27 protein-coding genes and 1 pseudogene are annotated in these 22,433 nt (G+C 40.3%); 18 read left to right on the top strand and 10 right to left on the bottom strand.

From position 1 onward, the window contains the following. Positions 1 to 22: 22 nt before the first annotated feature. Positions 23 to 655 (bottom strand): LysE family translocator, encoded by a 633-nt coding sequence (locus tag WKH56_RS23935; protein ID WP_048019640.1) that lies wholly within the window; start codon positions 653 to 655, stop codon positions 23 to 25. Between the two features lie 139 nt (positions 656 to 794). Here WKH56_RS23935 and WKH56_RS23930 point away from each other — a divergent pair, with 139 nt between their 5' ends. Both WKH56_RS23930 and WKH56_RS23925 read left to right on the top strand, forming a co-directional pair. Then, positions 795 to 1,406, top strand: a complete 612-nt coding sequence (locus tag WKH56_RS23930) for a transglutaminase-like domain-containing protein (protein ID WP_310884011.1) — start codon at positions 795 to 797, stop codon at positions 1,404 to 1,406. Between the two features lie 127 nt (positions 1,407 to 1,533). Continuing rightward, positions 1,534 to 1,668: a hypothetical protein gene (locus WKH56_RS23925; protein WP_255293408.1), complete on the top strand. Its 135-nt coding sequence runs from the start codon at positions 1,534 to 1,536 to the stop codon at positions 1,666 to 1,668. Between the two features lie 72 nt (positions 1,669 to 1,740). On the opposite strand, the gene WKH56_RS23920 is transcribed toward WKH56_RS23925, so the two are convergent. Together WKH56_RS23920 and WKH56_RS23915 are read right to left on the bottom strand one after the other, a co-directional pair. Continuing rightward, positions 1,741 to 2,181, bottom strand: a complete 441-nt coding sequence (locus tag WKH56_RS23920) for a DUF5391 family protein (protein WP_310884010.1) — start codon at positions 2,179 to 2,181, stop codon at positions 1,741 to 1,743. A gap of 428 nt (positions 2,182 to 2,609) precedes the next feature. Continuing rightward, entirely contained in the window at positions 2,610 to 3,092 is a 483-nt protein-coding gene (locus WKH56_RS23915; protein ID WP_221832339.1) for a DUF2500 domain-containing protein, read from the bottom strand. Positions 3,093 to 3,218: 126 nt separating this feature from the next. Here WKH56_RS23915 and WKH56_RS23910 point away from each other — a divergent pair, with 126 nt between their 5' ends. Both WKH56_RS23910 and WKH56_RS23905 read left to right on the top strand, forming a co-directional pair. After that, positions 3,219 to 4,184, top strand: coding sequence for a 2-hydroxyacid dehydrogenase (locus tag WKH56_RS23910; RefSeq protein WP_028414711.1), 966 nt, complete (start codon positions 3,219 to 3,221; stop codon positions 4,182 to 4,184). 11 nt (positions 4,185 to 4,195) lie between these two features. Then, positions 4,196 to 4,426, top strand: coding sequence for a DUF3953 domain-containing protein (locus tag WKH56_RS23905; RefSeq protein WP_080968608.1), 231 nt, complete (start codon positions 4,196 to 4,198; stop codon positions 4,424 to 4,426). 28 nt (positions 4,427 to 4,454) lie between these two features. Here WKH56_RS23905 and WKH56_RS23900 read toward each other — a convergent pair whose 3' ends face one another. After that, positions 4,455 to 5,330, bottom strand: coding sequence for a Cof-type HAD-IIB family hydrolase (locus WKH56_RS23900; RefSeq protein ID WP_048019417.1), 876 nt, complete (start codon positions 5,328 to 5,330; stop codon positions 4,455 to 4,457). 164 nt (positions 5,331 to 5,494) lie between these two features. Here WKH56_RS23900 and WKH56_RS23895 point away from each other — a divergent pair, with 164 nt between their 5' ends. After that, complete coding sequence (locus tag WKH56_RS23895; RefSeq protein WP_014458988.1) at positions 5,495 to 6,253, top strand: DeoR/GlpR family DNA-binding transcription regulator; 759 nt, start codon at positions 5,495 to 5,497, stop codon at positions 6,251 to 6,253. Positions 6,254 to 6,306: 53 nt separating this feature from the next. Continuing rightward, positions 6,307 to 6,516 carry a hypothetical protein gene (locus tag WKH56_RS23890; RefSeq protein WP_028414708.1) on the top strand — a complete coding sequence of 70 codons (210 nt, stop codon included), beginning with the start codon at positions 6,307 to 6,309 and terminating at the stop codon, positions 6,514 to 6,516. Between the two features lie 36 nt (positions 6,517 to 6,552). Here the strand turns inward: WKH56_RS23890 and WKH56_RS23885 are convergent, their stop codons facing one another. Next, positions 6,553 to 7,242 (bottom strand): YoaK family protein, encoded by a 690-nt coding sequence (locus tag WKH56_RS23885; protein ID WP_028414707.1) that lies wholly within the window; start codon positions 7,240 to 7,242, stop codon positions 6,553 to 6,555. 73 nt (positions 7,243 to 7,315) lie between these two features. Continuing rightward, entirely contained in the window at positions 7,316 to 7,816 is a 501-nt protein-coding gene (locus WKH56_RS23880; RefSeq protein ID WP_168761080.1) for a GNAT family N-acetyltransferase, read from the bottom strand. A 125-nt stretch (positions 7,817 to 7,941) separates the two neighbouring features. On the opposite strand from WKH56_RS23880, the gene WKH56_RS23875 reads away from it, so the two are divergent. The 6 genes from WKH56_RS23875 to WKH56_RS23850 all read left to right on the top strand — a co-directional run bounded on the left by WKH56_RS23875 (position 7,942) and on the right by WKH56_RS23850 (position 14,833). Next, positions 7,942 to 8,871 (top strand): hypothetical protein, encoded by a 930-nt coding sequence (locus WKH56_RS23875; protein WP_310884009.1) that lies wholly within the window; start codon positions 7,942 to 7,944, stop codon positions 8,869 to 8,871. A 104-nt stretch (positions 8,872 to 8,975) separates the two neighbouring features. Beyond that, positions 8,976 to 9,605 (top strand): CPBP family intramembrane glutamic endopeptidase, encoded by a 630-nt coding sequence (locus WKH56_RS23870; RefSeq protein WP_255902027.1) that lies wholly within the window; start codon positions 8,976 to 8,978, stop codon positions 9,603 to 9,605. 225 nt (positions 9,606 to 9,830) lie between these two features. Further along, a complete protein-coding gene (locus WKH56_RS23865; RefSeq protein ID WP_013058211.1) occupies positions 9,831 to 10,526 on the top strand; it encodes a FadR/GntR family transcriptional regulator in 696 nt (231 codons plus the stop codon). Positions 10,527 to 10,976: 450 nt separating this feature from the next. Then, positions 10,977 to 11,870, top strand: coding sequence for a PEP/pyruvate-binding domain-containing protein (locus WKH56_RS23860; RefSeq protein ID WP_243494964.1), 894 nt, complete (start codon positions 10,977 to 10,979; stop codon positions 11,868 to 11,870). Between the two features lie 22 nt (positions 11,871 to 11,892). Further along, positions 11,893 to 13,527, top strand: coding sequence for a PEP-utilizing enzyme (locus WKH56_RS23855; RefSeq protein ID WP_310884008.1), 1,635 nt, complete (start codon positions 11,893 to 11,895; stop codon positions 13,525 to 13,527). Next, complete coding sequence (locus tag WKH56_RS23850) at positions 13,514 to 14,833, top strand: MFS transporter (RefSeq protein WP_260505718.1); 1,320 nt, start codon at positions 13,514 to 13,516, stop codon at positions 14,831 to 14,833. Before WKH56_RS23855 ends, WKH56_RS23850 begins: the two co-directional genes overlap by 14 nt. An 87-nt stretch (positions 14,834 to 14,920) precedes the next feature. Here WKH56_RS23850 and WKH56_RS23845 read toward each other — a convergent pair whose 3' ends face one another. Together WKH56_RS23845 and WKH56_RS23840 are read right to left on the bottom strand one after the other, a co-directional pair. Then, positions 14,921 to 15,388 (bottom strand): hypothetical protein, encoded by a 468-nt coding sequence (locus WKH56_RS23845; RefSeq protein ID WP_221832353.1) that lies wholly within the window; start codon positions 15,386 to 15,388, stop codon positions 14,921 to 14,923. Between the two features lie 92 nt (positions 15,389 to 15,480). Then, positions 15,481 to 16,116, bottom strand: a pseudogene (locus WKH56_RS23840) (GerAB/ArcD/ProY family transporter); the annotation flags it as partial. 160 nt (positions 16,117 to 16,276) lie between these two features. Between WKH56_RS23840 and WKH56_RS23835 the strand changes: the two are divergent. The 5 genes from WKH56_RS23835 to WKH56_RS23815 all read left to right on the top strand — a co-directional run bounded on the left by WKH56_RS23835 (position 16,277) and on the right by WKH56_RS23815 (position 20,714). Next, a complete protein-coding gene (locus tag WKH56_RS23835) occupies positions 16,277 to 16,762 on the top strand; it encodes a hypothetical protein (protein WP_063247482.1) in 486 nt (161 codons plus the stop codon). 81 nt (positions 16,763 to 16,843) lie between these two features. Continuing rightward, positions 16,844 to 17,326: a GNAT family N-acetyltransferase gene (locus WKH56_RS23830; RefSeq protein ID WP_063247481.1), complete on the top strand. Its 483-nt coding sequence runs from the start codon at positions 16,844 to 16,846 to the stop codon at positions 17,324 to 17,326. Between the two features lie 2 nt (positions 17,327 to 17,328). Next, positions 17,329 to 18,408 carry a DNA alkylation repair protein gene (locus tag WKH56_RS23825; RefSeq protein ID WP_063247480.1) on the top strand — a complete coding sequence of 360 codons (1,080 nt, stop codon included), beginning with the start codon at positions 17,329 to 17,331 and terminating at the stop codon, positions 18,406 to 18,408. 10 nt (positions 18,409 to 18,418) lie between these two features. Then, positions 18,419 to 18,646 (top strand): hypothetical protein, encoded by a 228-nt coding sequence (locus tag WKH56_RS23820; RefSeq protein WP_310884006.1) that lies wholly within the window; start codon positions 18,419 to 18,421, stop codon positions 18,644 to 18,646. A gap of 412 nt (positions 18,647 to 19,058) precedes the next feature. Next, positions 19,059 to 20,714, top strand: a complete 1,656-nt coding sequence (locus tag WKH56_RS23815; protein WP_342836845.1) for a M14 family metallopeptidase — start codon at positions 19,059 to 19,061, stop codon at positions 20,712 to 20,714. Positions 20,715 to 20,736: 22 nt separating this feature from the next. Here WKH56_RS23815 and WKH56_RS23810 read toward each other — a convergent pair whose 3' ends face one another. Then, positions 20,737 to 20,892 carry an intracellular growth attenuator family protein gene (locus WKH56_RS23810; RefSeq protein WP_141483553.1) on the bottom strand — a complete coding sequence of 52 codons (156 nt, stop codon included), beginning with the start codon at positions 20,890 to 20,892 and terminating at the stop codon, positions 20,737 to 20,739. A gap of 81 nt (positions 20,893 to 20,973) precedes the next feature. Next, entirely contained in the window at positions 20,974 to 21,312 is a 339-nt protein-coding gene (locus tag WKH56_RS23805) for a YflT domain-containing protein (RefSeq protein ID WP_033580172.1), read from the bottom strand. A 222-nt stretch (positions 21,313 to 21,534) separates the two neighbouring features. On the opposite strand from WKH56_RS23805, the gene WKH56_RS23800 reads away from it, so the two are divergent. Next, a complete protein-coding gene (locus WKH56_RS23800; protein ID WP_047750323.1) occupies positions 21,535 to 22,404 on the top strand; it encodes an SDR family oxidoreductase in 870 nt (289 codons plus the stop codon). Positions 22,405 to 22,433 lie beyond the last annotated feature (29 nt).

The raw sequence follows: 22,433 nt of genomic DNA, 5'->3' as shown, positions 1-22,433 counted from the left end.
AATCATAAAATATGTAGAAACATTAAAAGTACATGCGCAGATTCCCGATAAATCGGTAGAGAAAATAGCATGAAAAGCCAATTAAGATACATCCAGCTGCAATAGAAACCCATTTGATATAAAGCTGATTCAGCACTTTTCTAGTTCCAGAGACAATTGTCATTAAGCCCAGGTCATGAATTAAAATTCCCGTTAATATTCCGGCAGCAATTACTAGGAAATGAAAAGAGTGAGAGGATTGAAGCGAATTTGTCAGCACCGTTCCAAACACGCTCAGCCAAAAAATGAGATTGCTAGGAGAAATGGCAACAAAGATTCCGTTCACATAAGAAGAGGCAAACGACTTTTTTACGTGTTCTCCAGGAGCCGTTATATCATGATCCGCGTGTCTAATGCTGTCATAGCCAATATAAAGTAAAAAAAGTGCCCCTACAAGCCACATAACAAGCTGGATAAAAGGAGCAGACAAAAAAGAAGCCAGTCCAGAGTAAAGAAGCACAATTAGCAACAAATCAACCGTCATGCCTCCAAGTCCCACAACCCAGCCGTGAAGAAAACCATTTTTTAAACCTTGCTTCGTCATTTCAATCGTTACCGTACCCACGGGAAGGGCAATCGAAAGACCGAGCAGCACATTTGTTAAAAATAACGTCACCAAAAACAAAACCTCTTTCAATCTCGTATCTACTATCGTTTTCCGTTTAAGTGGTCTTTCATTATATAAAAATATGTAATAAAATTCAATATTATGAATAAAAAAACACACGGTGAAGATAAGAGGAGGAAAAAAGTAAATGAAGTTAATTTGTGAATCGTTACAAAAAGAAGACTATATACAAGAACTTTCTCAAGTGAATTTTACACATCCTTTAATTCAACAAAAGGTACGTGAACTCAAAAGCGGCTCGCCTTATTCTCCAATAGCGTACATAAAAAAAGCGTACGAGTTTGTGAGAGATGAAGTTTCTCATTCATGGGATATTCAAAGCAGAATCATCACGAAAACGGCTTCAGAGGCTTTAAAAGAAAAGGAAGGAATTTGTTACAGCAAATCTAATCTACTAGCCGCTTTGCTGCGTGCAGAAGGGATTCCGACAGGCTTTTGTTATCAAAGATTAATCCTTGGGGATACGATAGACACAGGCTACTGTATTCATGCGTTAAATGCTGTCTACATCAAAAGTGAAGAGAAATGGATTCGATTAGACGCGAGAGGAAATAAAGAAGAAGTGCAGGCCGACTTTTCGCTAAAAAAAGAAAAACTGGCTTTTCCAGTAAATCCTACACAGGGTGAAGTAGACTATGCGACTATTTATACAAAACCTCGCAAAGAAACAATGGACGTGTTGTCTCAGCACGAAGACTGCTTGGATATGTATTTGCACTACTTGCCTACCGAGCTATAAAAAGAGGCTGGGATAAACGTATTTTAGTTGAAGGAAGATCCGAACGATGAATGGAGAACCTTAATAGAGAATGAAATTCGTTCGGATTTTTTATTGATAGTTTCATGTATGTGGCTGCTTCTAGCTGGTGATTGGAGGGCAAGACGAAGACTCCTGCGGGGAAAGCGGAACAGGTGAGACCCCACAGGAGCGTAAGCTACGAGGAGGCTCACCGGCCGCCCGCGGAAAGCGAAGTCTTGCACGGAAATCAACAGCGGTGTAACAAGCGGTTCAGCTCATCTCTCCATTTTATTCGTCTTTAACTGAAAAATTAGTATGCCATCTCTTCACCATTTTAAACGCTTTCCTGCATAGTGGCTGACGGTCTTTTAAACGCAGCAACAAACCACACAATATTCGTAATCAGTAAGCCTAAGCAAGAAATCATTACACCTATGATGGAAGCTAAGTTTCCTGAGAAATCTTCCAGTGCGAATAAAAACAGAGCCGGCATTAGTAATAGAGTACTAGCAGCGATTAAAAGTCCAATGCTGCAAAAAGCGGCCATCACAAATTTTAAGAAATGCATTCCCAGCAGATAAAATGTCAAAGGCAACAGATATAAAAACAGAATCATGCCAAGCGATAACCACATCCCAACTGAGCCGAGCGTGTTAACGTTGGGGCCTGAATCTGCTAAAGGAGAAAGCGAAGCAAGAACTATGATAGAGCAGAAAAATAGGGCGGAAAGCAAAGTAGTGATCGCCACACTATTTTTTATTTTAGAATTGTGCACTGTTTGTTAACCTCCTTTCCAAATTAAAAGTATATGGATTAATTTTACAATATAAAGACGAAGGAATCACCAGGCTTTTACAAAAATGTTCGATAGGTTGGATAATAATGAAGGGAAGATGGGTTGAGATAATACACGTGAACATATTTTTTGTGTGGGCCTGGATAGTGGGTTTCGTGCCAGTATTGCGTCAGTATTGTTTGAATAGGATGCGAATGAGGGGCCTCTCCGTAATGTCCGTAGTAGATACCGCTGCCTGAATAAGGAGAATACATAAAATCACCTGCCTGCTTAAATGAATGTGTTACACGGTATGTTTTTATACGGATTAACGTTCTTCTACAGTGTAAAAAGGGCACAAATAGGTCGTTTGCTGTATAAATGCCTCACTCCAGTAAAAAAGACCTCTAAAAGCACGAGGTCATAAGCTAAGCATCTGTATGTTCTTTACTTGGATTCCTTTGAAAATCCAAAAAACGAGTTCCTTGAAACGTCAGCATTCCTTCATCACCTTCTGCAAGCTTGCCGTACTGGCTGCCTGAAACAGTAAATTCAGAGCGGTCGGTGCTTTCAAATTGAAAGGTTACGTAGTAAGTTGTAGACGTGTGAGAGTGGTGATGTTCGTGAGCGTGACTGTTGTGGTGCTGGACGTTTGTCCGTTTGCCCGTAATTTTTGCTTTTACGGATAGACGGGGAGACTGCTCATTTTTGCTCCACGTGCTGATTCCTTTAAAAATAGAAAATAAGAAAATACCAATAACAATAACAAAAAATAGCATAACAAACGTAGGCATTCCGTTAAATAACGCATCGTCTGGAAAAAAAGCGCCTCCGCTTAGGTCAGCATCACCTTCAAAAACAATGTCATCTCCGGACGGGTTATCTTCAAATATCATTTCATCTTCAAACATTCGTCTTCCCCCTTACTATAAATACGGTTCCTGAATGGAAAAAGTTTCATCTTTATAGTAGTCTTATGATAGGATAGCTAGTTACTATTCATACATATGAGTGAACAAGGAAAAGGAGAGATCAACATGGGGAAATACAAAGTTGTTATGTCTGGAAAGACGTGGCCAAACGCTTACGAAAAGCTAGCGGAACACTGCGATATTCAAATGTGGGAAGGAGAAGGGAAGATTCCACAAGAAACGCTGCGCGACTGGCTTCGTGATGCTGACGGCTTTTTTAATATCGGCCACATTACAGTAGATGAAGAGCTGTTAGAAGCAGCCCCGAACCTGCGCGTTATTTCTCAATCAGGCGTAGGGTATGACAGTGTAGATGTCGAAGCGTGTACAAAAAAAGGCGTGCCGTTTAGCAATACGCCAGGAGTGCTAGTAGAAGCAACGGCAGACTTAACGTTTGGTCTCTTATTGTCAGCAGCTCGCCGCATTCATGAAGGCTATGAAAAAGTGAAACAAGGAAACTGGGAAACGGTATTTGGCGTTGATTTATTTGGAAAAACGCTTGGTATTGTTGGAATGGGCGATATCGGAAGCGCCGTTGCCAGACGAGCAAAGGCATCGGGGATGAACATCGTTTACCACAACCGAAGCCGCAAGCATGAAGCCGAAAAAGAGCTTGATGCCGTATACCTCTCATTTGAAGAGCTGCTTCACACAGCTGACTGTATCGTATGCTTAGTGCCGCTTTCAAATGAAAGCAAAGGCATGTTTGGAGAAGCGGAATTTAAAGCTATGAAAAACAGCGCGTATTTTGTGAACGCAGCGCGCGGGGGATTAGTGGATACGGAAGCACTGTACGAAGCGCTGAAACATGAAGAAATTGCGTATGCCGCACTGGACGTAACAGACCCAGAGCCGCTTCCGGCAGATCACAAGCTGCTGCAGCTTTCAAATGTGCTAGTAACGCCGCATATTGGAAGCGCTACGTACGAAACGCGCAATCGCATGGCAGATCTAGCCGTCCAGAACCTGCTTTTAGGTCTTGAGAAAAAGCCTTTAGTGACGTGCGTGAATGAAGAAGTGAACTATAAGTAAGAAGAGATTTTTTGTTAAAAGTATTACAGCTTATTTTTTCAATTATTACCGTTGGACTGGCTCTTTATATGATGCTCACTCACAATGACCAGTTCCTTTCGCTTTTAAATATACTCCTAGGCTTAACCATGCTAGTTTTAGGAGCAATTGAGTGGCAAAAAAGAAAGAAAACCAGCGCGTGGCTGCTGTTTTTCGTTGCGCTATTCAGCTGGTTTGGCGGTCTTTATCGCATGACGATTTAAAAACGCTTGGCATTTGCCAAGCGTTTTTTTAATGTTCTTTTAGCTGCGTTTCTAACACGTTTTCAATAACGGAAGCTACTCCGTTTTCATCGTTTGTTAATGTAACGTCATCAGCTAGTGCTTTAATTTCTGCATGCGCATTTGCCATAGCGATTCCTTTTCCAGCTCTTTGCAGCATCGATACGTCGTTAAAGCTGTCTCCAATGGCAATGGTATCGTGAAGAGAAGCGCCAACCTCTTTTACAACGTAGTTTAATGCGTTTCCTTTTGACGCATCTTTGTGTTCGAGTTCAAAGTTATGATCAGCGGAAGAGACAAGGGTCATGTCGTGCTGCTTGCTAAAGTGATCCCAGCCTTTTTTTCGTTTTTCATCATCAAATGAAAAAGCCAATACGTTATAAAGCTCAGCGTTTGTATTTAAAATATCTTCATACGATGCAACAAAGGCAAATCCCGTTTGGCTGTACTGCTTAGCCGCCGCGTGATGAAGTCTTTCTTCGTCCACGTTTTTATTGGCGCTTTTTACTCGGTCAATTTCAATGGCCAGCAGCTCACGGCCTGAGTTTGGCGTATAAATGGCATGTTCAGCAAACACTTCATAATAAAATTCGTTTGCATCCAGCCACTGAAGCGCTTCTTTTACGTGATGGGCATCAATTGGAACAGAATGTCTGAGCTGTCCGTCCGGGTCATGAATAGTCGCTCCGTTTGCGGCAATCACCCAAAGGTTGGAAAGCTCAGCTTTTTTTAAAATTTCCTGCACGTCGAAATAAGCGCGTCCCGTAGCAACCACGACTTCAACTCCGTGTTTTTGCGCTTTTTTAATTGCTTCTGCATTAATTGTGCTAATTTCACTGCTGCTATTTAAAAGAGTTCCATCTAAGTCTGTAAAAATCATCTTCATAAACTATCTCTCCCTTTGATTATTATTACTTGTTTTTGCATGTTTTATCTTGTTTATCCTACAATAAACGAAAAAACACTGATAATCAAGCGTTTTTACATTGTTTTTACAAAAGAAACAAGTATAATAAAGTAAAAAGCAGAAAGAAAACAGGTGAACAAGCAATGTTAAAACAAGAAAGACGCAAACAAATTATGAATTTGCTTGAAAAAGAAGGGCGCATTGTAGCTACGACGCTTAGCCAAACGCTGAACGTTTCAGAAGATACAATCCGCAGAGATCTGCGGGAAATGGACGCGCTTGGTCTGCTGCAGCGCGTACACGGAGGAGCGCTTCCGCGTTCCACGTCTGCGGTTGATTACAAAGAGCGTAAACGTGAATTGATGGATGTTAAGCATTCACTTGCCGTTGCGGCGCTTCCGTTAATTAAAGACGGGCAGGTGCTCTTGATGGACGGAAGTACAACAAATATTCAGCTCGTCAAAGCTTTTCCAAAGAATTTAAACGTTACGGTTATTACAAACAGTCCGTTAATTACCGTTGCACTAGCGGAACATGACTTTGTAGAAGTTGTTTCTCTTGGAGGAACGTTTCGAAAAGAATCGATGGTTACAGTAGGACAAAGCGTGGTTGATACGCTTAAGCAAATTCGAGCGGATCTTTGTTTTTTAGGCGTATACGCAATCGATCCTAAAATCGGTATGAGCATTCCTTTGCTTGAAGAAATGCACATCAAAAGTCAAATGATAAAAAGCGCGAGTGAAGTAGCGGCTATTGTAACAGCAAAAAAGCTCAATACGTCTTCAACGTACACGTTCAGCTCAGCCAACTCACTAGATTGGCTCATTACAGAAGAACATGTGAACGAAACCGTGTTAAATGCTTATCGCGAAATCGGCATTGAAGTGATCACAAATAAATAGTAGTTTTGGTAAGGAAGTATATGGTAATGTAGAGTAAAAAAGGAGCTTGAGCGATGAGCGAACAAATAGATGTTACGCAGGAATTAGCGAAGCTTCAGCAAAGAGTCGAACACCTAGAGGAAAGAGTGGAAAAAGCAGAGTCCAGGCAAGGCCCTTTATGGTTTCTATGGGAAGCTATACGATCAATTTTAATTGGACTATTTATTGTAGGACCTGTGGTCGCCATTATTTTTGGCGTGTTAGGGGCACTATCCGGAAAATAAAAGACCCGTTTCTTTATTGAAACGGGTTTTTTATTATTATTTGTTTTCTGAATCAGAACGAAACTTCGTGCTGACAAAAATGATAATGGCTAATAGAATCACAATTGGCAGCCAAATAATTTCAAATTTATAAGCTGGCTCTGCAAGTGCGGCGATAACAGCGCCAAAGCAGTAAAGCACAAGAGACAGCGCGCGAAGAATCGCATCGGTGTTAAACGTTTTGCGGTAGCGAGGGCTGCGAAAACGTGCCGTTACGTCTTCAAAGAAGTTAGCAAGCGTCCCTGTTAATACAGTTGTAGAAATTCCGGCTACGCCAAGCTTTCGAGCAGCCGTTGTTTGAAGACCCATTGCTGAGCTTAATAAGAAAATAAATAAGTAAGTTAAGTGTAAAGAAGGAGAAAACGAAGATAAAAGTGCAAAAACAAGTAAAATCAATCCTTCTATTCCAAGGGCAATCGTTACGGCTTTAGGCCAAAACGTTTTTTCTTTGTTTCCAACTAGGATTGCAGCTCCTACAACTCCTACAATAAAACCTCCTAAAGCTGTGAGGGAATGAAAAACAGTTGTTTCAAGCGAGTTTCCGATTGCTAACCCAAGCAGCACGATGTTTCCCGTCATATTTGCAGTAAAGATATGGCCAAGGCTTAAGTAGCCAATCACATCGACGATACCTGCTGTTACGCAAAGAACGAGCAAAATAATGTTTCGATAAGTAGAATTCGTCACGGTAAGTCATCCTTTCTTTTTATACCAACTAAACAGTTTACCGTGAAGAAAAAAATCTGTCCAGAGAGTTGTCCTACAAATTTTCAAGTGTGTCCCACCCAAAAGCCACTTCAGATAGAGATGTACCATCAATGATAACGTCGGCGCTATCGATTCTTTTTCCGCCAAGCGCTTCATAAAATTGACAGGCACCGTTTTGTTCAAAAGCCCATGTGAGCATCGTATGTATATCACGGTCTACAAGCTCTTGCGCTATTTTATGCATAAGCGCTTTGCCAATTCCTTTTCGCTGATGCTCTGTGAGTAAATACATGGCATACAGTTCTCCGGTATAGGAAGGATGCTTGTTGGTTCTTTCTTTACCATAAGAAGCAAAGCCTACGATTTGACCGTTTTCTTCTGCAACGAAAACAGAATTTGATTCCAGCTGCTTTTTCCAGACGGCTTTTCGTTTTTCAGCGTTCAACGAATGTAAAAAAGAATCCGGAACAAGTCCTTTATAAGTCGATTTCCAGCTTTCTACGTGTACGTGGGCAATGCCCGCTTCGTCACCAATTCTCCCTTGACGTATCATCTGCTCACCTCGTTTTTTTTTTTTTTTTTCTATATTTTAACATAAACTTAAAGGTGATATCCCCGTTTTTCCGTTTTCTTTGTATATATATAGTAGCTATTTTACATAACAAAGGAGATGACGTAATGAGTAAATTATTATTAAAAGATCAGCCGTTACTTGTACTGCCGGCGCTTGCAGTCAAAGTAGGAGTGAACGGAGCGCTGTTTCTTCAGCAGCTTCACTACTGGCTTGAAAAAAGCGTGAACGTGCAGGACGGATATACGTGGGTATACAATACCAATCAGCAGTGGCTGCAGCAGTTTCCGTTTTGGTCGCTTTCAACGATTCAACGCATCATTTCAAAGCTTGAAAAAGAAGGGTTGATTATAAAAGGAAAATACAACCGCTCTAAATTTAACAACACGGTTTGGTACCGAATTGATTATGAGCAATTAGAAAAGCTTATGCCAAGCGATGAATTTGAAGAGCTCGGAGATGTCAATTTGACAGAAAGGGCTAGTCAAATTGAAGCAGCGGAGCCGGTCACAGTGAAAGCGTCATTAACAGAGACTACAGCAGAAAATACAAATCAAATAAAAAGAGAAGAAGACGCGCATGACGCTTACGCCCAAACGTTGGAAGTCGCTTTTATTGGTAGAAGAAAGCGAGGGATGTATCCTTCAGCGAATGACTTGAAGCATATGTACGAAGTCGCAAAAAGCGAAATAACACTAGAAACGGCGCTATCAGGACTGCATGAAGCATTCGATCACTACGAGCCTAAATACAGCGGTGATACGATTCGAGCGTTTGCTTATATCAAACAGCATCTTTTTCATAAGCATTATGTAACATCACAGCGTACGCTAGCGAGTCAACAGACTGACAAGCCGATTTCCTACGTCAATAAAAAGCGTGTCGTTCGCAGAGAATTGACGCCGGATTGGCTAAGAGAAAATGAAGAGGCAGCGCCTTTAGCTTCAGCTTTTAAAGACGATGCTCACTTTGAAGAAGAAAAGAAAAAGCTGGCAGAAAGTCTTCGCGAGCTGGAGCAAGAATTAAAAAATAATTGAAAATACCACTGGACTTTTATAAGATAAAAGATAGTAAACCTTTTGAAGACGAAAGGTTTACTTGGTAAAAGAAAAGCGGCTTTTAAAGAAGGTGCGCCATAAACGTGATAAAATTTTTGTTTTTGCTGTTCATGCCTACAATCTTTGTTTTTTTCGGTTTGTGGCTTATCCAAAATGTGTTGGTAACATTTGTTTGCTTTTACGGCTGGATGTTTATGATTTTATATGCGAATAATAAAATTAACTTTAAGGTAGCGCTTACAAAAAAATCTCTGTATGTGGGAACTCTGAGCGGAGTTCTATGTGCCGGTGTGATAATTGGAAGCAGCCTGCTTTTTTCTGGTAAAATCTCTCATGTGAAAGACATGCAAGCGGTTTTGCAAATATGGGGATTTAGCGGGTGGAAAGTTATCGTTTTAGCCGTCGTTTTAATTTTTATTAATCCTGTTTTAGAAGAAATGTATTGGCGAGTGTATATACAAAATAAAGTAAAAAAGCATGTTTCTGTACTTGCTTCAAGCGCTGTCACATCAAGCTTTTATACGCTTTATCACGTATTCATTATCCTTCCTGTTTTTGTATTTCCGTTTAATATGATCTCGGTAATAGGTGTCTTTTCAGCAGGTATGATGTGGGCGTATATAAGAGAGCGATATGGTATCAAAGGGGCCATCATCAGTCATGCGCTAGCGGATGCGGCGATTATGATTGTATACGGATTATATGTAAGATAGTGGTATTATATCAAAAAACCATGAATCGTTATTCATTTATAACTTGTTTTCATGGTATAATAACAATAATAGTAAAATTTTATCAACACATTTGAATTGAAATAATGTATACTTGTAATACAAAGATTGAAGCGTTTACATAAATCGGAATACACATAGTTAATCTGGGTCCGATGAACACTAAAAAAAGAGAGAGAGATAATTACTTGGAGGAGGAATAGAAGTATGTTTGTACCTATTGAGCGTAAAAAAGTATCTAGTCAAGTGCTTGATCAATTAAAGAAGATGATTAAAGAGAAAACGTTCCCGCCAGAGTCTCGTTTACCGTCGGAACATGAACTGTCAAAAATGTTTGGAGTGAGCCGCGCACCAATTCGTGAAGCGCTAAGCGTTCTTTCTGCCAGTGGATTGATTGAATCAAGACAAGGCGGAGGAAGCTACGTAAAGCGTGTAAACTTAGTGGGGATGCTTGATCCAATGACGTTTGAAATGGTTGAAGCAGATCAGGTTCTTGAATTAATTGAAATGCGTATTATCATTGAGTCGCAGGCAGCAAGCTTAGCCGCGCTGCGCCGCACAGATGAAGAACTGATTGAAATTAAAGAATCGTTAGAAGCATTTAAAAAGACGGTTCATAACAGTGAAGAGATTGGACATGAAGCAGACTATCGTTTTCACCATGATATCGTGAAAGCAGCTCATAATTCATTCCTTCTTCATGCTGTAGAAGATTTAGGGCATTTATATCGAAAAGCGCTTGCTTATTCATTAAATAAAAGCCAAAAAGAAAATCGCAAGCAAACGGATGCTGACCATGAACGCATTTTTGAAGCGATTAAAAATGGAGAGCCAGAAGAAGCAGCAGAAGCGGTCCGTGATCACTTAGAGCACGTTCGCCAAAAAGTAATGGTATCTCAATAATAAAAAAACGACAGCCCGAGTGGCTGTCGTTTTTTATTACTCAGACCATTCATGTGAGGAAATAGCACACGATGGAAACGAAAATTTATGCTTAAGCCGGTGCAAATGTGCCGGCTTTTTTGTGTGTGGAAGGAGAAAATATCTAATTATACTCTTTTGTCGTTTGGCTGGCTGATTATCGCAGGGATTTGTATTATTGTCGGGCCTGTGGTGGAGTTCGTGAGGGAGAAGAAGGATAGAGATACAGTTTAATTTGTCAAAACAATACGAATTTCAAATGTGTTAGTTATAAAAAAGATCACAAATCATATTCTAGTGAATGTGGTTTGTGATTTTTTTGTAAAGATATTTAAAATTAGGTTAATTTTATAAAACTCCACCATGGATTTAAGTGGAATTTTATCGCTGTATTTGATGATCTTTTGACGTAAATGAAAGGAGGTGAAGTAATTGCATATCGTCTCTTTAGAAAAAGCATGTTATGCAGAACTTCAAGCAGTAGGTTCAAAAGCTTACAATCTTTCAAAAATGATTCAGCACGTTTCTCATATCCCTAAAGGATTTGTTTTGACATCTCACGCATTACTTTCCTTTTTAACATTTAACCAAATAGAAATAAAAACAGAAGATAGCAGCGTCATAGAAAAGAAGATTCAAAGCGGTACGTTTTCTGCAGCTCTGCAAAAAGAAATTGTTTCTTCGTATGCTAACGTTCAAGGTGCTGGTATAAAAGCCGTAGCCGTAAGATCTTCTTCCGCACTTGAAGATTTGGAAAATGCGTCTTTTGCCGGACAGTATGAAACGATATTAAATGTAAGAAACAGCGAAGAACTTTTGGCAAGTATAAAAAGATGCTGGGCTTCTTACTTTTCATCCATGGTTCAAGCGTATGCCGAAGATAAGGAAATTTCGCTTTCTAATCCCCAGATGGGTGTCCTTGTACAAGGAATGGTTGAAGCCGATGTATCGGGAGTAATTTTTAGCGTAAATCCTATTACAGAAAGTGAAGATGAAGTGGTCATTAACGTGGCGTACGGCTTAGGAGAAGGAATCGTATCAGGTGGTGTTACGCCGGATTTATTTATTATTCATAAACAGACAAGGAATATAATGAAAGAACTAGGATTAAAAGAATATAAGCTAGTGTCAGGTTTTACAGGAATAACAAAAGCGATGACAACGAATAAAGAAAAAAATGAATTTTCTATATCAGATGAAACAGCACTACAGCTGCTTCGTCTAACGAATCAAGTAGAGGAGTATTGCCAGTACGCTGTAGACATTGAATTTGCCATAAAAGATGAAAATATTTATCTGCTTCAAGTAAGACCGGTTACTACATAATGAAAAGGAAAGGGGAAATCAAATGAACGTATTATCTGCATTTCAAAACGACCTATTTTTAAGTGAGGAAGAAAAACAAACGGGGTTTTGGGTACAAGATAATTTACATATCGCACATGCACTAAGCCCTTTATACGCTTCTTTTCAGCTTCCGGCAATGACGTATGGGACAAAGCAAGGTTTTGAAACGTTAAAACTGCCTATTGCTCAATTTGTAGTGAAATTAGCTGATGGAAAAATGTATCAGCAAAATATCCCGTTTCCCGGTGACATAAATTATCGCTTAAAGGAGCACCAAGAAGCAGTGAAGCCGCTGTTGCCTCGACTTAAACCTAGATTATACGAGTACGTTAATGAGGTGTTTTTACCTTTTTATACGGAAGTCAAAAGAAATGCGGAACGTCCTTTATCTTTAAAAGAAGCAGGGAAAAAAGTAAAAGAGCTGCATGATTTTTATAAAAAAGCTTGGCAGCTTCACTTTGAAATTGTCATGCCAAGAAGTGATTTAGGAATGATTTTAGAAGAGCTATATGGAAACTTGACCGGAGACGCGAATACCGCCTACGTATATGATCTGCTGGAAGGCGTGATGAACAAGTCACTTGAAACGGATCAAGCACTGTGGGAACTAACTGACACGGTAAAGCGTTCCGGCCCGTTAAAACAAGCTTTTACGGAACAAAGGTCAGAAGAAATAGAAGCAAATCTATTAGGCACAGCTGAAGGCAGAGAATTTTTAAAGAATCTGCAAAGCTTTTTAAATGAGTATGGCTATCGTTCTGCAAATTCGCACGAGTTTATTGATGAGACGTGGGTAGAAAATCCTTTACATGCGCTATCGATTATTGCTGGCTATGTGCGTAAAGATTACGACTTCAAGAAAAATTATGAAGACGTCGTAAAAAAAAGAGAAGAAAGCTACTTTGATGTACTCGCAAACATGCCGGAGTGCGAAGAAAAAGAGCAGTTTAAGCTGTTTTATGGATGGGCTTTGGACGCATGGGGGTTGGACGAAGATCATCATTTTTATATCGATGCGATGCTGCCTGCTACAGCAAGACTTTTTTTGCTGAATGTAGGAACTCTTTTAGCTGATCACCAAGTGATTCATCAGCCTCAAGATATTTTTCATTTTTATTACGATGAATTGCTGGAAGTATTAAAAAAACCCGTGGCATCTCATGAACTTATCGCCAATAGAAAGCAGGAGTTTAAAGAAAATCGTCATAAAAAAACGCCGCCTGCTTATGGAACGCCTACTCAAACAGGAGAAGATCCTTTATTGGAGCGGGTATTCGGAAAAATGGGGCCTCCAGAAGTAGATGAAACGCAAAAAATCTTTAAAGGAAGTGCCGCTTCAAGAGGTGTTTATACGGGAGTGGTAAAAATCATTTCAGATCCAAGTCAATTTTCTAAGCTTAAACAAGGAGATGTTCTTGTGTGTGAAACAACAGCACCTGCTTGGACCACGTTATTTTCGCTTGCTGGCGCGATTGTAACCAATGCAGGAGGAATTTTATCTCATGCAGGAACAGTGGCTCGTGAGTATAAACTTCCAGCGGTTCTTGGCACAAAAGTAGCCGTGGATCTACTAAAAGACGGAGATGTTGTTACCGTAGACGGAACTAACGGAGTGGTGACTATTGAACAGCAGTAAGCCGTCTTTGATTATCTTTTCTATTTTAACGGGAACTTTTTTAATTCCCGTTAATTCCACTATGATTGCGGTAGGCTTACCGTCTATTGCCAAAGCGCTTCATCTTTCCATCGTACATGTATCAGTAGTGGTAACTATTTATTTAATTGTGATGGCAGTTGCTCAGCCCATTGCGGGGAAACTTGGGGATTTATATGGAAATAAAACGATGTTCGTAGCTGGAATGATTATTTTTCTAGTGGGATCTGCCGCCTGTGTGTTTTCATATAACTTACTTTCGCTCACCGTTTTTCGAACGCTGCAAGCATTAGGAGGTGCACTGGCTACTCCTAATGCAACAGCGATTATGAGACACAGTTTACCAAAAGAAAAGCTTGGAAGAACGCTTGGGTTATTTGGATTATCAATGGGGCTAGGAGCAGCTGTAGGGCCTGTATTAGGTGCTTTTTTAATCAAGTATCTTGGATGGACGTCGATTTTTTGGTTTAACGTTCCTTTTGCTGTGCTATCGCTGATTTGTTCATTTATATACGTGCCGTCTAACGTAAAACAAAAAGCAAAAATGCTGGATATAGGGGGCGCTTTATTGCTTGGAGTAAGCATGACGAGCTTTACGCTAATGCTGACGCACCGTGATTTGTTTAATGCTTGGACTATTTTTATATGCATAGCGTCTATCGTTCTTTTCATTGTGCAAGAACGCAAAGTCCAAGAGCCGCTGATTGATTTTAAGCTTTTTAAGGTTCGTCCCTTTTTTTCGTCAAATCTTTCTATTCTATGCAGTAATTTTATGATGTATAGTACTATTTTGTTTGTTCCTCTTTTGCTAGAGAAGCAGTATGATATTCGTTTAATTGGTTTGCTTCTTTTCTTTTTTTCATTAGCCATGTCTATTTCTTCTTGGCTAGGAGGATTGTTAGCGGAAAAGGTAGGAAAAGAACATCCGATCCGATTATCGTTTCTTATTTCACTGCTTGCGGCGATGCTTTATTTCCACTTAGCGAATGCATCCATTTCTTATACCATTGTATCTTTATTAGTAGGAGGAGTGGGAGCAGGAATTGGTGTTTCATCTATGCAGGCTATGAATATTCAATCTGTCAAAAAAGAGCAATCGGGGACTGCATCGGGCATTTATTCCACTTTTCGTTATATTGGAGGAATGTTAGCGTCAGCTGCGGTGAGCCTGTTAGTAGGTACTACTGGTCTATTGGTGGTTTTGTGTATAGCTGGAATAGCAGGATTCCTTGTGTCGTTAGTTGGAAAAGAAAAGCAAGTTTCCTTGTCCAAAGACGTTTTTAAATAAAAAGGGAATAGCCAGCGGAGAAGCAGACATTCGTTTTATTGCGCGTGCTGAAAATGATGATGTGCTGGTCCAAAGGCTATTCTATTTTTAAGTGATCGCTCTTTTTTCAATTTTACACACCCACCGGTAATACTGCACCACCATCCAAAACAACAGCGGATTTAAGAGGAGCGAATACCACCACGTCCACCATCCGTAGTGAAAATAACCCCAAGGAGCAGGGAGAAGAGCCACTACTTCATAAAGTAAAACAGCAACCGACCAAAATAAAATATAGGCGGCTTTTTTTGTGAGGTTCCCGGCAAGGGGATAGTAGGTAAGAAAAAGCATGTTTACAGGCGGAATGAGAACAGTATAAGCAAAAATACCTTGCCAGTCCGTCTCTTGTGTAAAATACCAGTATCCGTGAAATTTGAAATTAATAAAGACGTCAAAGATGTGCTGAGCAGCAATGGTGAACATCCAAATGTGTACAATTTGATTTGCTGTGAAGCGCTTGTTTGTTTTAAAAGCAAGAACGTTAAATACTAAAATAGAAAGAATTAATCCAATCATATTGGTTCTCCTTTTGGCTTCTTGACTATATTGTATAATTTTAGGAGGTTAAATCCAATAGAGAAATGGACATACTACGAATTTTCTGCGGTCTTTTTCACATTTTTTGTATACGGGAAAATCATTGCAAATACAATCACTTCACCAAAAGGAAAATAAAGCGTTTGGCTGTAGGCAACGCGAAGCACCGGAGCGATGCCTTTTTCAAGAATCGGCCGCAGGCTTGTAAAATCAATGAGGCCGGAAACAAAAATAAGAATAAAGCCAGCAACGGCGAGTACGTAAATGAAGAAAAACAGCAGTTCCGCCGAACGTGCCATTACTTCAATTCCTTGGCGAACGGTATAGATAATTCCGAGCATCAGTAAAGCGTTCACTATAAAAAGCGGCGTATCGGGATAGACGAACGTAAGAAGCATCGCGCCAAAATCGCGCAGCACCCGCGCGGCTCCATTCGCAAAATATAATATGTAAAGAAAAGCAAGTATGCGTCCCGGCACTTTTCCAATAATTTTTTCGATATACTCCGTCAGGGCTAAATCCGGATAATAGCGGTGCAAGCGAGAATACATGAAAATAAGTGCATAGCTGCTGATCATACCAACTAAAATAGCAATCCAAGCATCTTGCTTAGCGTCCATTGCTAAGCCGACCAAAAAGGCGCTGCCAATCTCAAAGAGCGTAATTAACACAAACAGCTGCCATCCGCTAATTCGAGCTTTTTCCACTGCCTATCCGCCTCCTTTTCTACAGCTAGTATGCGCTTTTTAACGTGAAGCATATGCATCATGTAAGTAAAGAGTTGGAAAGGGAATAGGGATATTTTGTTAAAAACTAAGTGCGCTAGCCGAAGATATAAGAGAGAAGTACGTAAAAGGAGAGAGCGTATTGGATTTATTTGAAGTTATATTGAGTATCCATATTGGACTCGGAATGATTTGTTTGCTTTCAGGAGCGGTGTCCATGTTAGCGGCTAAGAAAAAAGGAGGGCATACCAAATGGGGAGAAGTGTACCACGGTGTTTACGCAGCCCTAGCAGCTACAGCTATCATGTTAGCGATTTGGAAATGGAATGAAATTGCCTATTTATTTTATATTGCGGTCTTTTCATACGGATTAGCGGTATACGGGTACTTAGCACGCAAGCAAAAATGGAAGAGCTGGCTTCAGCATCATATTCGCGGGATGCTGGGGTCTTATATCGGAGCGGTTACCGCGCTGCTTGTGAATATTGGAGACAGTATTCCGCTGTTAAATATGCTTCCGCCTCTTTTTTATTGGTTTTTGCCAACGATTATTGGCAGTCCGCTTATTTACATAGTGGGAAGACGCTATCGAAAAAATCCTTCCGTTTCTAAAAAAATATCATACTAACGAAAAAAGCCTTTTCTCTATAAAAGGCTTTTTTCTATGGCGAACATTTGTGCTATGATAGAGAAGCAAGGAGGATACAGCATGAAAGAAAATCATCAGTTTACCATACATACAGATAAAGAAAAGCTTGATATAGATGTCATCTACTCGTACCTTCATCATGAATCGTACTGGGCAAAAGGAATTCCGCTTCATCTTGTTCAAACATCTATTGAACATTCCGTTTGTTTTGGCGTCTATGATGAGTGCGATAAACAAGTAGGGTTTGGACGGATCATTTCAGATTTTGCGACGTTTGCTTACTTGGCGGATGTGTTTATTCTTCCGCACGCGCGAGGCAACGGCCTTGGAAAAGCATTGGTACAAGAAATGATTCGCTATGAGCCGATTCAACACGTACGAAAAATTTTACTAGCGACAAAAGATGCTCACGGTTTGTACAGTCAGTACGGATTCAAAGAAGTCAAAAACAAGCAGCTGTTTATGCAAATTTTTAAAAAAGGCATGTACGAGCGGGCGCTTTATTCAAAGGAAGATAAAATACTGCCTGGAAAAGAGGGATAGGTATGGCTGAAGAGTTACGTAAAAGCGTATTTAATGAAGCGTTGATTACGCACTTAAGCGACACTTTTTCACGTGAAATGAGCTCATTTGATCAAAAAGCGTTTCATAAGCTGGTTTTTCAACAGGACTGGGAAGACTTAGCGCTGAAAGAGCGCATGAGAAGAATTACGCTTTCCATGCATGAAGTGCTGCCAGATGATTATGAAGAAGCGCTTCATATTTTATATAAAGCGGCTCCAACGGTAGGAGGGCTTCAAGGCACGGTTTTTCCAGATTACGTGGAACTATACGGATTAAACGATTGGGAAGCTTCCATAAAAGCACTCGCGTTTTTTACGCCGTTTTCCACATCAGAATTTGGGGTGCGTCCGTTTTTAATTCAAGATAAAAACCGAATGCTTGAACAAATGATTGAGTGGGCAGGAGATGAAAACTATCATATTCGCAGATTAGCAAGCGAAGGGAGCCGACCTAGACTTCCGTGGGGACAATCAGTACCTGCGTTAAAGCAGGATCCAAAACAAACGCTGCCGATTTTAGAGCAGTTAAAACGAGATGAATCGCTCTATGTCCGCAAAAGCGTAGCCAATCATTTAAACGATATTTCGTACATAGAAAAAGATTGGATGCTTGATGTGATGAAAAGCTGGTACGGAAAAGACGCTAAAACCGACTGGATTGTTAAACACGCGTGCCGTTCACTGCTGAAAAAAGGAGATGCTGAAGCTCTGTCTCTTTTTGGCTATGGAGATGACCCAGGCGTAATTGTCACAGGTCTTGGCTTACATCCACATACGATTACAATCGGTGATAGCATTGACTTTTCATTTGAGCTATCCGTGGAAAAAACCATGCCGCTTCGCATAGAGTATGGAATTCATTACGTAAAAGCAAAAGGAAACCGCACTCAAAAGGTGTTTATGCTAAAAAATGTTCAAGCAAAAGCAGGCCAAACGCTTACCGTCATAAAAAAGCATGCATTTAAAGATTTAAGTACAAGAAAACATTACAGCGGTACGCATACGCTTTCTGTTATTGTAAACGGAGTAGTAAAAGCAGAAGCGGACTTTGTGATAGAGTAGCTCTTTCCTTATGGAGAGAGTTTTTATTGAAGAGTTTAACTATATGAAAAAAGGAAAGGTCGATGTGCACTACGATCTGGGCGCGACTGTTAAAAACAAAGAAATGCCTCTCGCTCCGTCCGATCAGAAATTAAAAAACCTCCAAAAGGTGGCGAGGCATGGAAAGCTCGTCATTACAAGAAATAACAAAGAAATTGGTCGATATGATTTAGAGACGTTAGAATCTGTAAAGAAATGATCAATAGCTGCATGGAGTATGGGCAGCTAAATTACGGACAGTGGGGGCTCAATGAAGGGCTAAAGTTTATAGCAGTTCATACATAAAAGAGAGGCTGGACCAAATGTATTTTAGCCGAAGGGAAAAATGAACCATTGATTAACATGTTTGATTAGGGGTTCGTTGTTTTGTTAGGTTGAACAAGAAGTCCGAATTGTTAATCCAGATTATTTGTCTTTAGATTGAATTGATTCTGCTATGTCTCAATCCTTTTTTATATAAATGCACTCATTTGATACATTAAAAATAGTCAAAAAGGTTCAGCTCCCTTATCTTGAAGTTATTTCCTTAAACGGTATAATTATTTATGTAACATTTTAAATATTTAAAAAATTTAAAATGTCTAATCAAGGGGATGGGGAGGAGTAAATGAATGAAAAAAACTGTAAAACGAACGGCCGTGCCGGCGATTTTGTCAATTGGATTATTGCTGTCGCCGCTTGCGGTACAAGCTGAGATGCCTTACTACGGAAAAGACTACAGTCAGCCGGAAAAAATTAAAGCGCTTTATCCAGAAATAAAGGTGGATGAAGCAACGCCGGCATTTCTGAAAGGGCAAGACGCATTTACGACTCAAGAAGAAATGATGAGCTATGTTCAAACGCTTGCTCATAAAAGTCCGTACGTAAATCTGAAGATTATCGGTAAATCACAGCAAGGGCGAGACATTCCGGCTCTATATTTTTCAAAGGAAAAGAAGTTTGCTGATGGAAAGACATCTAAAAAGCCAACGATTTGGCTTCAAAGTCAAATTCATGGTAATGAACCGGCAAGCGGTGAATCCGTACTCGCCGTTGCAACGCGTTTGACACAAGACTTTGGAAAAGATGTGTTAAATAAAGTCAACATTGTCATTGTGCCGCGCATTAATCCTGACGGATCTTATGCATTTAAACGTCAGCTAGCAAATAATTTAGACGGAAACCGCGACTACATAAAGCTTGAAAGCCCGGAAGTACAGAGCGTACGAGCTGAATTTAACCGTTTTTCACCAGAAGTTGTCATCGATGCTCATGAATATACGCCTTACAGCAGCGGATTTAAAAATATCGGTAAAGAAGGCGTGTGGAAGTATCACGATATTTTACTGCAGTCCGGTCGAAACTTAAATATTCCGCAGAACATTCGCGACATGTCGGATGAGTTGTTTGTGAACAGTACGCTTACAGCCATTGAAAAGCAAGGATATTCAGGAGAAGTATACTATACGTCTCAAGTGAATAAACAAGGACAGCTGGAAGTAGAAGAAGGCTCAGTTGAACCGCGAATCGGCCGAAACTCACTAGGCTTGTATCCATCGTTTTCATTTTTAGTCGAAAGCAGAGGAATCGGCATTGGTCGAGAAGATTTTCCGCGGCGAGTGAGTGCGCAAATTGCTACACAAGAAAAGCTGATTACACAAACAGCCAATCACGCCAAACAAATTAAGGCGCTGATTGCCAAAGAAAAAGCGGCGCTTGTCAAAAAAGGCAAAAATGCAAATGATCATGATCCAATTGTGGTGAACAGTGAAAATAAAAAAATACCAAACTCTACGTTAGAAATGGTCGATGTAGAAAGCGCGTCTGTTAAAGAAATTCCTGTGACGTACTACAGTGCAAAGAAAGCAACGCCGACGCTTGTCCGCGAACGTCCGACTGCTTACCTTTTAAAACCGGGACATGAAGAGTTAGCAGAAAAACTGCAGGGACAAGGCGTAAAAGGCTTCAAGTTAACGAAAGAAACGGCTCTTTCAGTAGAAGCGTATAATGTCAGCAGCCGCATTGAAAATGAAGTCTACGAAAATAAACCAAATGTGGACGTGCAAACAATCGTCAAGTCAAAAACGGTGACGTTCCCAAAAGGAAGCTACGTCTTTTTAACATCTCAGCCGCAAAACAATTTATTGTCTCTATCGCTTGAGCCAGAATCTGTGGACAGCTTCACAACGTTTGGTTATTTGCCTTCAGAAGTAGGACAAGAACTTGATGTTTACCGGTTTACGCGTTCCATTGAAAAATCGCCTTTGCAAAAAGAATCCCGTAAATAATGAAAAAGCGTGGAGCTTGGCTTCACGCTTTTTCATTATGATCACGTGACTGCTGTCGGTTTTTTCTTCTTCTAGAAAAGAAATAAATAAAAAAGCCGGCTAATACAAGAAGTGTAATAAGAAGAATACTAGTAGGAAAGTAAAGAGAGCCTATCTGAATGCCCAAGTAGTTTAACATTATCATAACTTCCTTTCTTGATAAAAAATGGTTTATTTTACTAAATACCCTTATAAGCTAATAGAAAACGTTTCAGCTGTTTTAGTAGGGAATGGATTGACTCTGTGCGCCAACAACCACGACATGACCTTGTCTCATCTCTTCTATATACCGGTTTGCCTCCCTGTTAGATAAGCCGAGTGAAGCCATCTTTGAAAGAAGCTCATCTTCTCTTGAAAGAAGCATATTGACCGCCGTTTCAAAAATACCTTGCTCTGCCATTCTGTACTTTTTTGTATGTGTTGCCTCCGTTAAATGCTGAGCCCATTCTTTATCGTAGGCCAGCAGATAAATCTCTTTGCTTGTAAATCCTTTCTTTAAAAAAGAACGGATGACGCAGACTGCCTCCTCTTGGTTTTCTGCTACTTGAATGTGTTTCATACACGAACCAAACCTCCTGATAAAAGATATTTCCGAAATACATCTTCTACTCATCATGTAGCCTTTGTTTCCAACTTTAAACTTGTTTTCTATGAATTTTCTCAGATAGTAAAAGAGAATAGAAACATCATAAATTTTCAAAAAAAGATGTTTGAACTTCAAAACAGAAGGCTAAACCTAGACTATACTAAAAAGTTCCATCAAAAATAGGAGGAGATTAAAATGAATTTACAAGATCAACAAACACAAGGCCAGCCCGAGCAAACGCAAGACCGCCAGCCGGGTATCGAAAGTGAGATGAATCCTCTCCCTATTTATGAGGATGACAATTACATTGGTACAGGAAAATTAAAAGGAAAAGTAGCGCTGGTTACCGGAGGAGACAGCGGAATTGGACGAGCTGTATCCATTGCTTATGCGAAAGAAGGAGCGGACGTAGCCATCGTTTACTTAAACGAACATAGCGACGCCGAGGAAACAAAAGCCCGCATTGAAGAAGAAGGTGTAAGATGCTTGCTGATTGCAGGAGACGTAGGAGACGAATCATTCTGTAACGAAGCGGTAGAAAAAACGGTGAGTGAGCTTGGGAAGCTTGATATCCTTGTGAACAATGCAGGAGAGCAGCATCCAAAAGAAAGCATTAAAGAAATTACGAGTGAACAGCTTGAACGAACGTTCAAAACGAACTTTTATTCATACTTTTATTTTACGAAAAAAGCGCTTGATTATTTAGGAAAAGGCAGTGCCATCATTAATACAACGTCCATTAATCCTTACCGCGGGAATCCTCAGCTGATCGATTATACGGCGACAAAAGGTGCAATTAACGGCTTTACGCGCAGTATGGCGCAAGCGCTTGTCAAAGACGGTATTCGTGTGAACGGCGTAGCGCCGGGACCAATCTGGACACCGCTTATTCCGTCTACTTTCTCAGGCGATAAAGTAGGAGAATTCGGTACAGACACACCGATGGGCAGACCTGGACACCCTGTGGAGCACGTGGGCTGTTATGTGCTGCTAGCTTCAAATGATTCATCTTATATGACGGGTCAAACGCTTCATGTCAACGGCGGAGATTTCATGAACACATAATTGCTTCACCTATTATAAAGGAGGAGAAA

The organism is Priestia sp. SB1, from assembly GCF_038898415.1.
The sequence above is the reverse complement of the archived record's forward strand: the minus strand, read 5'-3'. Positions and strand labels throughout refer to the sequence as shown.